Annotated in this window: 12 protein-coding genes and 1 riboswitch; of the genes, 4 read left to right on the top strand and 8 right to left on the bottom strand. The window is 71.4% G+C overall.

The annotated features are described in order from the left end of the window. Positions 1-16 precede the first annotated feature (16 nt). A complete protein-coding gene (locus ACFVXG_RS19780; RefSeq protein WP_387929177.1) occupies positions 17-793 on the top strand; it encodes an IclR family transcriptional regulator in 777 nt (258 codons plus the stop codon). Here the strand turns inward: ACFVXG_RS19780 and ACFVXG_RS19775 are convergent. The 8 genes from ACFVXG_RS19775 to ACFVXG_RS19740 all read right to left on the bottom strand — a co-directional run bounded on the left by ACFVXG_RS19775 (position 699) and on the right by ACFVXG_RS19740 (position 9,760). Continuing rightward, complete coding sequence (locus ACFVXG_RS19775) at positions 699-1,358, bottom strand: trimeric intracellular cation channel family protein (protein WP_350504297.1); 660 nt, start codon at positions 1,356-1,358, stop codon at positions 699-701. The two genes, ACFVXG_RS19780 and ACFVXG_RS19775, sit on opposite strands and share 95 nt — an antisense overlap. Positions 1,359-1,404: 46 nt before the next feature. Further along, positions 1,405-2,457, bottom strand: coding sequence for an ABC transporter ATP-binding protein (locus ACFVXG_RS19770; protein ID WP_387929174.1), 1,053 nt, complete (start codon positions 2,455-2,457; stop codon positions 1,405-1,407). A 34-nt stretch (positions 2,458-2,491) separates the two neighbouring features. After that, positions 2,492-3,565: an ABC transporter ATP-binding protein gene (locus tag ACFVXG_RS19765; protein WP_387929172.1), complete on the bottom strand. Its 1,074-nt coding sequence runs from the start codon at positions 3,563-3,565 to the stop codon at positions 2,492-2,494. Then, a complete protein-coding gene (locus tag ACFVXG_RS19760; RefSeq protein ID WP_387929170.1) occupies positions 3,562-4,572 on the bottom strand; it encodes an ABC transporter permease in 1,011 nt (336 codons plus the stop codon). Before ACFVXG_RS19760 ends, ACFVXG_RS19765 begins: the two co-directional genes overlap by 4 nt. Positions 4,573-4,672: 100 nt before the next feature. Beyond that, the gene (locus ACFVXG_RS19755; protein WP_387929168.1) at positions 4,673-6,439 is read right to left on the bottom strand and encodes an ABC transporter substrate-binding protein; all 1,767 of its coding nucleotides are present in this window, start codon (positions 6,437-6,439) and stop codon (positions 4,673-4,675) included. A gap of 51 nt (positions 6,440-6,490) precedes the next feature. Continuing rightward, positions 6,491-7,480, bottom strand: a complete 990-nt coding sequence (locus ACFVXG_RS19750; protein ID WP_387929166.1) for an ABC transporter permease — start codon at positions 7,478-7,480, stop codon at positions 6,491-6,493. A gap of 458 nt (positions 7,481-7,938) precedes the next feature. Next, positions 7,939-8,847: an enhanced serine sensitivity protein SseB C-terminal domain-containing protein gene (locus ACFVXG_RS19745; RefSeq protein WP_387929164.1), complete on the bottom strand. Its 909-nt coding sequence runs from the start codon at positions 8,845-8,847 to the stop codon at positions 7,939-7,941. Positions 8,848-8,962: 115 nt separating this feature from the next. Then, a complete protein-coding gene (locus ACFVXG_RS19740) occupies positions 8,963-9,760 on the bottom strand; it encodes an enhanced serine sensitivity protein SseB C-terminal domain-containing protein (protein ID WP_387929162.1) in 798 nt (265 codons plus the stop codon). Positions 9,761-9,946: 186 nt separating this feature from the next. Next, positions 9,947-10,051, top strand: a riboswitch (glycine riboswitch). 246 nt (positions 10,052-10,297) lie between these two features. Here ACFVXG_RS19740 and gcvT point away from each other — a divergent pair. The 3 genes from gcvT (at position 10,298) to glyA (ending at position 13,274) form a co-directional block, all read left to right on the top strand. After that, entirely contained in the window at positions 10,298-11,419 is a 1,122-nt protein-coding gene (gene gcvT, locus ACFVXG_RS19735; RefSeq protein WP_387929161.1) for a glycine cleavage system aminomethyltransferase GcvT, read from the top strand. Positions 11,420-11,542: 123 nt separating this feature from the next. After that, the gene (gene gcvH, locus ACFVXG_RS19730) at positions 11,543-11,923 is read left to right on the top strand and encodes a glycine cleavage system protein GcvH (RefSeq protein WP_387929159.1); all 381 of its coding nucleotides are present in this window, start codon (positions 11,543-11,545) and stop codon (positions 11,921-11,923) included. Positions 11,924-12,005: 82 nt separating this feature from the next. Further along, on the top strand, positions 12,006-13,274 hold the full coding sequence (glyA, locus tag ACFVXG_RS19725; protein WP_387929157.1) for a serine hydroxymethyltransferase: 1,269 nt from the start codon (positions 12,006-12,008) through the stop codon (positions 13,272-13,274). The last annotated feature ends 93 nt before the right edge of the window (positions 13,275-13,367 follow it).

Below are 13,367 nucleotides of genomic sequence, written 5' to 3'. Positions count from 1 at the left end.
CGTTCCAGGGGGCGTCATGTCGCAGTCGGTCGACCGCGCGCTGACGCTGCTCGGCTCGCTCGGCGACGGGCCGCTCTCGCTGGAGCAGGCCGCGAGCAGCCTCGGGGTGCACAAGTCCACCGCGCTGCGGCTGCTGCGCACCCTGGAGGAGCACGGGTTCGTCCGGCGCCAGCCCGACCTGCGCTACCGGGTCGGCGGCCGGGTGCTGTCGCTGGCCCACCGGGCGCTGGAGGACTTCGACGTCCGGCAGGTCGCCGCGCCCTACCTGGCCGCGCTCAACGCCCGCTGCGGCTACACCGTGCAGCTGGCCGTGCTGCACGACGGCGAGGTGCTCTACCTGGACGAGGTGGCCGCACCGTCGGCGGCCCGCCCGCCGCGGATCGGGCGGCGCGCCCCGGTGACCGGGACGGCCGTCGGGCGGGTGCTGCTCGCCGGGCTGCCGGAGGACGGCGTGCGCGAGGAGGAGCTGCCGGCCGAGCTGGCGGCGGTGCGCCGCCGGGGCTGGGCGGCCGAGTCGGCCGAGCACCGGGAGCCGGTGACCTGCGTGGCCGCGCCGGTCGCGGGCAGCGGCGGACGGACGGTCGCGGCCTGCGCGCTGAGCGCCCCGGCCGGCCAGGTGCCGCCCGCCGAGCTGGCCCGGATGCTGCCGGAGCTGCTCTGCACGGCCGAGGCGATCTCGCTCGCGTGCGGCGGCTCGCCTACTCCTCGCTGGTGCGAGAACCGTTGCGGTGCCAGGCCCGCGGGGCACGCCAGCCGTACTTCAGGGCGAGCATCCGCAGTCCGAAGGCGGTGAGCGCGGCGGCGGTGCCGGTGGCGCCGGTGAGCCGGTCGGCGCCGATCAGCACGGCCACCAGGGCGGCGCCGACCAGGGCCGGGACGGCGTAGATCTCGCGGTCCCAGCGCAGCAGCGAGGGGATCTCCCCGGCCAGCACGTCGCGGATCACCCCGCCGCCGGCCGCGGTCACCATGCCGAGCGCGACGGCGGCGACCGCGCCGAGCCCGTAGTCGTGCGCCTTGGCGGTGCCGGTGACGCAGAACAGGCCGAGGCCGAGGGCGTCCAGGGTCTGCACCGCGCGGTTGATCCGCTCGACCTCGGGGTGCAGGAAGAACACCACCAGGCCGGCGGCGAGCGGGGTGAGGAAGTAGCCGAGGTTGGTGAAGGCGGCCACCGGGGTCGCGCCGATCACCAGGTCGCGCATCACCCCGCCGCCGAGGGCCGTGACCTCGGCCAGCACACAGATCCCGAAGATGTCCATGTTCTTGCGGACGGCGAGCAGCGCCCCGGAGAGCGCGAAGACGAAGATGCCGACGAGGTCCAGCGACTGCTGCACGTCGGAGGGGAAGATCTGCGAGGTCACGGGAACAACTATGACCTGCGCGGAACCCTCCCCTCCGCCTACGACCTCAGGAGGCGGCACCCTCCGGCGCGTTCTCCGGGAAGTGGCACGCCACCTGGTGCCCGGTCTTCAGGACCGCCAGCGGCGGCTCCTGGCTCGCGCACACGTCCTGCGCCTTCCAGCAGCGGGTCCGGAACCGGCAGCCGCTGGGCGGGTTGATCGGCGAGGGCACGTCGCCCTTGAGCAGGATCCGCTCGCGCCCGCCCTGCTGGCGCCGGCGCGGGTCGGGCACCGGGACGGCCGACATCAGGGCGTTGGTGTACGGGTGCATCGGGCTGCGGTAGAGCGAGTCGCGGTCGGCGATCTCGACGATCTTGCCGAGGTACATCACCGCCACCCGGTCGGAGACGTGCCGGACCACCGAGAGGTCGTGCGCGATGATCAGGTAGGTCAGGCCGAGCTCCTGCTGGAGGTCGTCCAGCAGGTTGACCACCTGCGCCTGGATCGACACGTCCAGGGCCGAGACCGGCTCGTCCGCGATGATCATCTTCGGCTTGAGCGCGAGCGCCCGGGCGATGCCGATGCGCTGGCGCTGGCCGCCGGAGAACTCGTGCGGGTACCGGTTGTAGTGCTCGGGGCTGAGCCCGCACAGCTCCAGCAGGTCCTGGACGGCCTTCTTGACGCCGCCCTCGGGCTGGACGCCCTGCAGCTTGAACGGCGCGCTGACGATGGTGCCGACGGTGTGCCGGGGGTTCAGCGAGGAGTACGGGTCCTGGAAGATCATCTGGATGTCGCGGCGCAGCGGCCGCATCGCCCCGGCGCCCAGGTGGCTGATGTCGGTGCCCTCGAACTCGATGGTCCCGCCGGTGGGTTCGTCGAGCCGGGTGACCAGCCGACCCATGGTGGACTTGCCGCAGCCGGACTCGCCGACGACGCCGAGCGTCTCACCGGCGTTGACGGTGAAGTCGATGCCGTCGACCGCCCGCACCGCGCCGGTCTGGCGCCGCAGCAGTCCGCCGCGGATCGGGAAGTGCCGGGTCAGGCCGGTCACCTTCAGCAGCGGCTCGCGGTCGGGGGCGGGCGCCGGAGAGGGGATCACAGCTCCCTGAGTGTCCGTCATCGGTGGTCTCCAGAAAGGTGGTACGAGGCCGGGCTCACAGCCGGGGCGCGATCTCTTCGGCGAAGATGCGGTGCCGCTCGTCGGCCGCCAGGTGGCAGGCCGCGAAGTGCCCGGGCGCGGCCTCGGCCAGCACCGGGGTCTCGCTCGCGGAGCGCCCGCCGGTCAGGGCGGCGTACGGGCAGCGCGGGTGGAAGGCGCAGCCGGAGGGCACGTTGATCAGGCTGGGCGGGGTGCCCTTGACCGGCACGAGCCGCTCCTGCAGCTCCCGGTCCAGGCGCGGCATCGAGCCCAGCAGGCCCCAGGTGTAGGGGTGTTCGGGCGCGTCGAAGAGGCTCTCGGCGGGGCCGCGCTCGACGCACTTGCCGCCGTACATCACCAGGATGTCGTCGGCCAGCTCGGCGACCACCCCGAGGTCGTGGGTGATGATGATGACGGCGGAGCCGAACTCCTGCTGGAGGTCCCGGATGAGGTCCAGGATCTGCGCCTGGACGGTGACGTCCAGGGCGGTGGTGGGCTCGTCGGCGATCAGCAGCGAGGGGTCGTTGACCAGGGCCATGGCGATCATCGCGCGCTGGCGCATGCCGCCGGAGAACTGGTGCGGGTAGTCGTCCACCCGGCGGTCCGGCTGCGGGATGCCGACCCGGTCGAGCATCTCGATCGCGCGGGCCCGGGCCTGCTTCTTGGTGGCCTGCGGGTGGTGCACCCGGTACGCCTCGACGATCTGCGCGCCGACGGTGTAGTAGGGGTGCATCGCGGTCAGCGGGTCCTGGAAGATCATCGCCATCTCGCGGCCGCGCAGTTGGCGCACCCGGTCCGCTCCGGCCGCGATCAGGTCCTCGCCGGCCAGCCGGATCTCGCCGCTGATCCGGGCCCGCTTGGAGCGGTGCAGGCCCATGATGCCGAGCGAGGTGACGGACTTCCCGGAGCCGGACTCGCCGACGATGCCGAGGGTGCGGCCCTTGTGCAGGTCGAAGCTGACCCCGTCCACCGAGCGGACCAGGCCGTCGTCGGTGTCGAAGTGGATCCGCAGGTCGCGGACGGACAGGAAGGGGTCGTCGCCCGGGGAGGTGGGCGCGGCGTCCGCCTGGGTCTTCTGGAGGTCGGTCACGAGAGCCTCACGCGGGGGTCGACAAGGGCGTACAGGAGGTCGACCACGAGGTTGCAGACGACGATGAAGAAGGCGGCGAGCAGGGTGACGCCGAGGATCTTGGGCAGGTCGTTGTCGGAGATCGCCTGGACGGCGAACTGGCCGATGCCCTTGAGCGAGAAGACCTGCTCGGTGATCAGCGCACCGCCGAGCAGCAGGCCGAGGTCCATGCCGAAGATGGTGACGATCGGGGTGAGCGCGGAGCGCAGCCCGTGCCTGACCACGACCTTGCGCTCGGCCAGGCCCTTGGCCCGGGCGGTGCGGATGTAGTCCTCGCTCATCGTCTCCAGCATCCCGGCGCGGGTGAGCCGGGCGTAGAGGGCGGAGTAGAGGAAGGCCAGCGAGATCCACGGGAGGATCAGGTTGCGGGCCCACATCAGCGGGTCGGCGGTGAAGTCGACGTACTCCAGGTTGTCCAGGATCGGCCACTCGTAGCTGAACAGCGACAGCAGCAGGGCGCCGGTGAAGAAGACCGGCAGCGAGACGCCGGCCAGCGCGATGCCCATGGAGAGCCGGTCGAAGATCGAGCGCGGCTTGAGGGCGGAGATCACGCCGGTGGTGACGCCGGAGACCAGCCAGAGCACCGCCGCGCCGATGGCGAGCGAGATGGTGACCGGGATCCGGCTGGTCATCTCCGGCCAGACCTCCAGGTGGTTCTTGAAGGAGTAGCCGAAGCAGGGCACGTGGCAGGTGGCCGGTTCCGGGCCGAACTTGTACTCGGCGCCGCTGACCAGTGCCTTGAGGAAGTTCCAGTACTGGGTGTACAGCGGCTGGTCGAAGCCGAGGTTCTGTTTGACCGCCTGGATCGCGTCGGGCGAGGGGTTCTTCCCGATGTACTGCGCGGCCAGCTGGTCGGTGGTCTCGCCGGCGATGCGCGGGAGCAGGAAGAAGATCGCGAAGGTGACCGCGCTGACGACGACCAGCAGCGCCGCAGCCGCGAGGATCCTGCGGATGATGTAGGCAAACACAGTTGGGCGGCTCCGGCGGCCCGCCGCCGTCCGGGATCTGCCGGACGGCGACGGGCGCCGCTGCCTTCACCTGCCTTCAGGGATTGCGGAGCCAGGCTCTTTACTTGGTGGTGCCGATGTTCAGGTAGTCGTACTCACCCGAGAAGGCCGAGGTGGAGGCGACGTTGGTGGCGCTGTCCGGGCGGTACAGGAAGACCTTGAAGTCGGTCAGCGGGACGTACACCGCGGACTCCATGACCTTCTTGTCGATGTCGCCGTAGATCTTCTCGCGGGCGGCCTGGTCCGGGCTGATCGCGGCGTCGTCGAGCATCTTGTTGACGGCCGGGTCGTTCAGCTGGGCCAGGTTGCTGTTGCCGGAGGCCTTGATCGCGCGGCCGTCGACGATCTGCTGCAGGAAGCCGTAGCCGGTCGGCCAGTCGGCGCCCCACTGCATCATCATCAGACCGATGTTGTGGTCCTGGGTGTACTGCGGCGCACCGGCCGAGTCGGTCAGGTACTTGCCCTGCGGGAACTGCTGGATCTCGACGTTGATGCCGATGTTCTTCAGCTGCGCCTGGATCGAGGTGGCCGCGGCGACCTCGGTCGCGCGCTCGGTGCGGGCCGACAGCACGGTGCTGAAGCCGCCGTCCTTGCCACAGGCCTTCAGGGAGTCCTTGGCCTTGGCCTGGTCACCCTTGTTGTCCTTGGTCTCGTACAGGTTGAAGTCCTGGTGGCCCGGGATGTCCGGCGGGAGGACGGTGCTGGCCACCTGGCCGCGGATCGGGCCGCCGAGCGCGGTCTGCACCGCGACCTTGTCGAGCGCGTACTGGACGGCCTTGCGGCAGTCGATGTTGTCGAACGGCGCGACCTTGGTGTTGATCGCCATGTAGACCAGGCGGCCGCCGTAGGCGTTGTCGGTCTTCGCCTTGAGCTTCGGGTCGCGCAGGATCTGCGCCTGGGTCTGCGGGTCGACACCGCCGCCCACCAGGTCGGCCTGGGCGTTGCCGGCCAGCAGGTCCTTGTCGATGGTGGCCTGGTCGATGTTCATCTTGAGCACGATCTTGTCCGGCAGCTGCTTCCGGATCGGGTCGGTGCTCTTGTCCCAGTTGGTGTTCGGGACCAGGACGGCCTGCTTGCCGTCCTCGTAGCTCTCGAACTTGTAGGTGCCCGAGGACGCGATGTGCTTCACGTAGTCGGCACCGGTGTCCTTGGCCTGCGGGACCGGCGCGGTCTGCGGGGCGCTGACCAGGTAGTCGAAGTCCGCGAAGGGGTGCTGCAGGTGGAAGACGATCGTGGTGTCGTCCGGCGTCTCGATCGACTTGAGGTCGCCGGTCTTGTCCTTGTACGGACCCTGGTACGGCGTCGGGTTGTCGACCAGCAGGTCGTGGAAGTACGTCGGGCCGTTGGAGTTCACCTCGGGCGCGAAGTTCGAGCGCTCCACGGCGTACTTGACGTCCTTGGAGCTGATCGGGGTGCCGTCGTCGTACTTGAGGCCCGCGCGCAGCTTGTACGTCCAGGTCAGGCCGTCCGCGCTGGGCTTGCCCATCGACTCGGCGAGGTCCGGGACCAGCTTGTTGCCGTCCGCGCCGGCGGCCGGGTTGAAGGTGGTCAGCGGACGCGCGTACAGGCGCGAGAAGTTGTAGATGTACGCGTAGTAGGTGTTGCCCGGGTCGAGGGAGTCCGGGGTGCCCTTCATCTCGTAGGTGACCGTCCCGCCCTTCTTGTCCGAGACGTTGACGATCTGCTTGGTGGCGGCATCTGCGCCACCGCCGGCGTCGGCCGAGGTGGAGCTGCTGCCGCTGCCCTTGGTGCTGGAGGTGCAGCCGGTGACGACCAGGACCGCTGAGGCGGCCAGGGCGGTCAAGGCGACGGTACGGGACCTGCGCATGGGTGAGATCAACCCCTTGAGGATGTGGAGGAGGAAGGTCCTGACGAAGGGTCAGTTGCTCTTGGGATCGAGGGCGTCACGCAGCCCGTCGCCGAGCAGGTTGAACGCGAGCACGGTGATGAAGATCGCCACACCGGGGACCACCATGTACTGGGGGTCGACCTGGTAGTAGTTCTTCGCGTCGGCGAGCATGCCGCCCCAGGAGGACTGCGGGGGCTGGATGCCGACGCCGAGGAAGCTCAGTCCGGCCTCGAAGAGGATGTTGGTCGGGATCAGCAGGGTCGAGTAGACCAGGATCGGGCCGACCAGGTTGGGCAGGAGCTCCTTGAACAGGATGAACGGGCCGCGCGCACCGAGGCTGCGGGCCGCGTGGACGAACTCCCGCTCGCGCAGCGAGAGGGTCTGCCCGCGCACGATCCGGCCCATGTAGGGCCAGTTGAAGAAGCCGATCACGAAGATCAGCACCAGGATGTGCAGCGGGAGGCCGTGCAGGCCGAACGCGCCTCCCTGGAGCGAGGCGGAGATCGCGATGGCGAACAGCAGCAGCGGGAACGCCAGGAAGACGTCCATCAGCCGGCTGATCAGGGTGTCCACCCAGCCGCCGTAGTAGCCGGCCATCACGCCGAGCACGGTGCCGATGGTGTTGGACAGCAGGGTCGCGCCGAACGCGACCAGCAGGGAGACCCAGGAGCCGTCGACCACGCGGGAGAGCAGGTCGCGACCCTGCAGCGGGTCGATGCCGAGCAGGTGGTCGCCGCTCATCCCGCCCCAGTCACCGAGCGGGAGTCCACCGAGGTTGGCGTCCAGCAGGTCCGGGTTCGGCGTGTCGGGGTCGAGCCCGAACAGGGCCTCGAGCGGCCCGGACAGCACGGCCAGGAGGATCAGCAGGATCACCACGACGCCGCCGGCGACGGCGGCCTTGTCCCGCTTGAAGCGGGTCCAGGCGATCCGACCGAGGGAGCGGCCCTCGATCGTCTTGGCCGGGCTCGGGGAGGCGGGCGCCTCGGGTTCGTTCCCGGCGGTAGTGATGGGTGCGGTCATGGTCAGTTGGTCCCCTCGCCGACGGTGGCCGGCCCACGGGTGCCGGGCGCCGGCTTCGGCGGTACGGCTGCGGACGTGCGGAGGTGCTAGGAGCAGGTGGTCGCGGCAGTGCGTCGTGCACGGGCACTGCCTCCACGCGGGATGGGCGTCGCGTGGATCGAGCGGTCGGCGTGCGCGTTCACCTTCGTGGGGTTTCCAGACGCGCGATGCGTTGCGCAGAACTCTCTGCTATCCGAACTGGCTTGCGCCAGCCCTGACAACCGAGAGATGCCCAACTGTGATCTGCCTGCATGCACCCCTCCGGTCTTCGGCATATACCTCTTCACACGGGTGTAACAGGCATGTCAAGCTACGTCTGCGGAGTGTGGGGAAATTCGTCCGGAAACGACCGAAGCCGACCTGATGGCGAATCAAGTCGGCTTCGTCGGAAAGATTTTGGCAATTCCTGCGTTTGCCAATCAGCGCCCTGGGTAGCCGGGCCACTGCCGCTGGGGCTGCTGGCCCCAGCCCGGCGCGGGCGGCTGGGTGCCGTACGCGTAGCCCGGCATCGACTGCCCGGGCATCGGCTGCCCCGGCACCGGCCGGCCGGGCATCGACTGCCCCGGGTACGGCGGCGCCGCCGTCGGGTACGGGCCGGTCGGCGGGCGCCCGGCCTCCCGGTCGAAGAACGGCCGCGCGTTGGCGCGCATCCACAGCGCCACCGGGTCGAACTCGTCCGACATCGCCACCGTGGACACCGCGAGCCCCTCCGGGGCCACCGCGATCGCCCGCTGCATCAGCGCCCGCACCGCCTCCACGGCCGGCGGCGAGCTCTCGTACAGGTCCAGGCCGATCGCCAGGTACGGCTCCCCCACCGCCGGCTGCACCCAGGCCCGGCGCAGCGCCCGTACCGCGCGCACCTCGCCGGCCTGCCGCTCCAGCAGCGCGAAGAACTGCTGGGCGTTCACCTGCGGCTCGCTCAGCTTCAACGGACCGGCCGGCAGCCGGTCCAGGCCCGCGGCGACCCGCCGCAGGTCCGCCCACGGCACCCCGACCCCGCCGCCCGGGGCGTGCGGGTTCAGCCACAGGCCCCAGCGGGTGCGGTACAGCGAAGCGGCGATCTCCCGCCCCGAGATGACCTCGTGGGCCCGGGCCCAGCCGGAGGCGGTCAGCTGCTCGGGCGAGGTGACGGCCGGCGCGTAGCCGTGGCCGCTGATCTCCATGTTCCCGTACTGGGCCTCCGGGCTGCCCGGCGTGCCGTGCCAGAGCAGCATCCAGACCTGGCCGTCGGCCAGCGCGTGCAGCAGCCGCTCGTACGCGTCGAAGCGCTCCGGCGCGACCTCGCGCAGGGCCTGCTCCAACCCGCCCGCTCCTGTTCCCGCACTCATGCGCCCACCTCGCCGCGCCTCTTTCCTGAACCCGCCGGCCCGTCAGCCGCCTGCACGCACCCTATGGCGCGGCACCGGCCACCGCCACGGCGACGTGCCTGTGAAGGATCCCCGCTCACACCCGCGAGTAGAAGGGCATGACCCGGGTCAACAGCCACTCGACCACCGGGTCGTCGGCGAGGTCGAGCAGCACGAGGTGGACGCCGCCCGGCAGCGGCGCGGTTCCCAGCGCCCGGCCGAGCGCCTCGTTCACCGCGCCCGGGTCGGCCGGGGCCGCCGGGTCCAGCTGCACGCCCACGAACATCACGGTCGGCTCGCCCTCGATGCTGGCCAGCGCCCGGCGCGCGGTCAACACCCCCGGCAGGGCCGACAGTTCCGCCCGGCAGGCGGCCAGGAAGTGCTCCGGGTCCTCGCCCGGCACCGGCTCGCGCAGGGCCACCCGGCCGCCCGTCGGCGCCTCCGGCTGCTGCTCCCAGCGGTCCTCGCGCGGGCCCCGGCGCAGCTCCGCCACGCCCTGCGGCGGCACCGGGATGCCCACCGCCGCCTCGGGGTTGACCGCGATGCCCACGCCCAGCGGCAGCCCGCGGGCGAACTCCCAGGCCGGCGCGACCGCGAAGGCCATCCCCGGCGCCTGCTGGAGGAACACCTCCTGCGAGGAGAACACCGGCACGTACGGGGCCCCGGCCAGCTCCACGGTCGGCAGGTCCAGCGACTGCCCGGCCGGGTCGCCCCCTGCGGGCAGCGGGATCCACACCTGGCTGCGGGCCAGCACCTCGATCACCCGCGGGGTCGCCCCCGGGTCGCCCAGCGCGGCCGTCAGCACCTGCTCCAGCTCGTTCGCCGGCCACGCGCCGCCCGACGGCACCGCCTGCGGCCCGTCCCACCCCTGCTGCTGCTCCACCGGGTACTCCATGCGCCGCCGATCCGGCCTCCTGCCGGGTCGGCCGCCCACTGCTGCGCCGACGGGGAGAGTTTAGGGCTCGTGTTCGCCCGGTCGTGGTGTGACCGGGTCCCCTCTCCCCTCCTCCGCGCGGACGTGCCATGATGTGCGCGTCCGACGGCATGCGCCGCGGGCCCCCACAACTCCACACCGGCCGCTCGAACCCGCGCGGGAGAGCCCGGAGTGCCCCTCAGGAGGCACAGCCGGCGCCGAAGGAGCAAGTCCTCCCCGGAATCTCTCAGGCCCCCCTACCGCGCGGGTTAGGCACATCTGGAAAGCGGCGCACGACCCGGTCGCGCGCCCACCCACGGTGCAAGCCGCCGTCCTGTCCCCGATGCTGGAACCAGCCGACGCTGGTGCCGGCTGCGGGCAGGTGGGCGGTGAAGCTCTCAGGTTCGACGACAGATGGGGAGACCCACGCCGCCGCATGCCCGCGCGCGGGGTCGGTCCCCGAGCGGGTCCGGTCCGGCGCGCGCACCCCTGAGTGCCCCGACCGAGGAGTTCCTGGCCATGTCGTCCCTCCGCCTGACCGCGCTCGACGCGCTGCACCGCGCCCTCGGCGCGACCATGACCGACTTCGCCGGCTGGGACATGCCGCTGCGCTACGGCAGCGAGCGCGAGGAGCACCTCGCCGTCCGCACCAAGGCCGGCCTGTTCGACCTCTCGCACATGGGCGAGATCACCGTCACCGGCCCGCAGGCCGGCAAGATGCTGGACCACGCGCTGGTCGGCTTCGTCTCCGCGCTCGGCAAGCTGCGCGCCCGCTACACCATGATCTGCGCCGAGGACGGCGGCATCCTGGACGACCTGATCGTCTACCGGCTGCGCGAGGACGCCTTCCTGGTCGTCGCCAACGCCTCCAACGCCCAGCTGGTCCTGGACGAGCTGATCGCCCGGGCCAAGGGCTTCGACGCCGTCGTCACCGACGACCGCGACACCTACGCGCTGATCGCCGTCCAGGGCCCGGAGGCCACCGGCATCCTGGCCGGGACCACCGACGCCGACCTGCCCGGCCTCAAGTACTACGCGATCCTCCCGGCCACCGTCGCCGGCAGGTCCGTCCTGCTGGCCCGCACCGGCTACACCGGCGAGGACGGCTTCGAGATCTTCTGCGCCCCGGCCGACGCCGAGCCGGTCTGGCAGGCGCTGACCGCCGCCGGCGAGGGCCGCGGCCTGGTCCCGTGCGGCCTGTCCTGCCGTGACACGCTGCGCCTGGAGGCGGGCATGCCGCTGTACGGGCACGAGCTGTCCACCGACCTGACCCCGTTCGACGCCGGTCTGGGCCGGGTCGTGCGCTTCGACAAGACCACCAACGAGGGCGCGTTCATCGGCCGCAAGGCGCTGGAGCAGGCCGCCGCCGCGGCCGAGTCCAACCCGCCGAAGGTGCTGGTCGGCCTGGTGTCCGAGGGCAAGCGGGTGCCGCGCGCCGAGTACACGGTGGTCTCCACCGAGGGCGCCCCGATCGGCCGGATCACCTCGGGCGCGCCGTCCCCGACGCTGGGCAAGCCGATCGCGATGGCCTACGTCGACGCCGCCCACGCCACCCCCGGCTCCACCGTCGCGGTGGACGTCCGCGGCAAGCACGAGCCGGTCCAGGTCGTCGCGCTGCCGTTCTACAAGCGCGCCCGCTGAGGCCGTAGCGGCCCCCTCGTCCGAGGCCGTAACGCCCCCTCGTTTTCCCGTCCGCGCACGTCGGAGCCGTCCGTGCGGCGGCCCGCTGCGTCGTACCCGCTTCCCATCCTGGAGAATGACGCCATGAGCAACCCCCAGCACCTGCAGTACACCAAGGAGCACGAGTGGCTGACCGCCGCCGAGGCCGGTGTCTCGACGGTCGGCATCACCAAGCACGCCGCCGACGCGCTCGGTGACATCGTCTACGTGCAGCTCCCCGAGGTCGGCGACACGGTGACCGCCGGCGAGACCTGTGGCGAGCTGGAGTCGACCAAGTCGGTCAGCGACCTGTACTCCCCGGTGACCGGCGAGGTCACCGAGGTCAACCAGGACGTCCTGGACGACAACAGCCTGGTCAACAGCGCCCCGTTCGAGGGCGGCTGGCTGTTCAAGGTCCGCGTGGAGGCCACCGACACGCTGCTCAGCGCCGCCGAGTACGACGCGCTCACCCACGCCGAGGGCTGAGCCACCCCCGGGGCGGACCGCCGCACCGCGGTCCGTCCCACCCCCACCGTCCCTCCGCTCTCCTCCCCGGGAAGACCACACCATGACGGTTCTCAACCAGTCCCTGCACGCCCTCGACCCGGAGATCGCCGCCGCGGTCGACGCCGAGCTGCACCGCCAGCAGACCACGCTGGAGATGATCGCCTCCGAGAACTTCGCCCCGGTGGCGGTCATGGAGGCCCAGGGTTCGGTGCTCACCAACAAGTACGCCGAGGGTTACCCCGGCCGCCGGTACTACGGCGGCTGCGAGCACGTCGACGTGGTGGAGCAGATCGCGATCGACCGGGTCAAGGCCCTGTTCGGCGCCGAGCACGCCAACGTCCAGCCGCACTCGGGCGCGCAGGCCAACGCCGCCGCGATGTTCGCGCTGATCCAGCCGGGCGACACCATCCTGGGCCTGAGCCTGGCCCACGGCGGTCACCTGACCCACGGCATGAAGATCAACTTCTCCGGCAAGCTCTACAACGTGGCCGCGTACCACGTCGACGAGAAGACCGGCCAGGTCGACATGGCCGAGGTCGAGCGCCTCGCCAAGGAGCACCAGCCGAAGCTGATCATCGCCGGCTGGTCCGCCTACCCGCGCCAGCTGGACTTCGCCGCGTTCCGCCGGGTCGCCGACGAGGTCGGCGCGCTGCTCATGGTGGACATGGCGCACTTCGCCGGCCTGGTGGCCGCGGGCCTGCACCCGAACCCGGTGCCGTACGCGGACGTGGTCACCACCACGACCCACAAGACCCTGGGCGGCCCGCGCGGCGGCGTCATCCTGTCCAAGGCCGAGTGGGCCAAGAAGATCAACTCCGCGGTCTTCCCGGGCCAGCAGGGCGGTCCGCTGGAGCACGTGATCGCGGGCAAGGCCGTCGCCTTCAAGGTCGCGGCCTCGGAGGACTTCAAGGAGCGCCAGCAGCGCACCCTGGAGGGCGCCAAGATCCTCGCCGACCGCCTGCTGCAGGCCGACGTCGCCGAGGCCGGCGCCTCGGTGCTGTCCGGCGGCACCGACGTCCACCTGGTCCTGGTCGACCTGCGCAACAGCCAGCTCGACGGCCAGCAGGCCGAGGACCGGCTGCACGAGGTCGGCATCACGGTGAACCGCAACGCGATCCCGAACGACCCCCGCCCGCCGATGGTCACCTCGGGCCTGCGGATCGGCACCCCGGCCCTGGCCACCCGCGGCTTCCAGGCCGAGGACTTCCGCGAGGTCGCCGACGTCATCGCCGAGGCGCTCAAGCCCGCCTTCGACGAGACCGTCGCCGCCGCGCTCAAGGCCCGGGTCACCGCCCTGGCCGAGAAGTACCCGCTCTACCCGAACCTCTAGTTCGGCCACGGGTGACCGGCCTCACTCCGGCCGGCCACCTGTCACTCCGGGGCACCGCGCACACTGGACAGTGCGCGCGGTGCCCCGTTCCGT

Source organism: Kitasatospora sp. NPDC058162 (assembly GCF_042884005.1).
Taxonomy (GTDB): domain Bacteria; phylum Actinomycetota; class Actinomycetes; order Streptomycetales; family Streptomycetaceae; genus Kitasatospora.
Note: the sequence above shows the minus strand (reverse complement) of the source record. Positions and strands in the feature narration are given on the sequence as shown.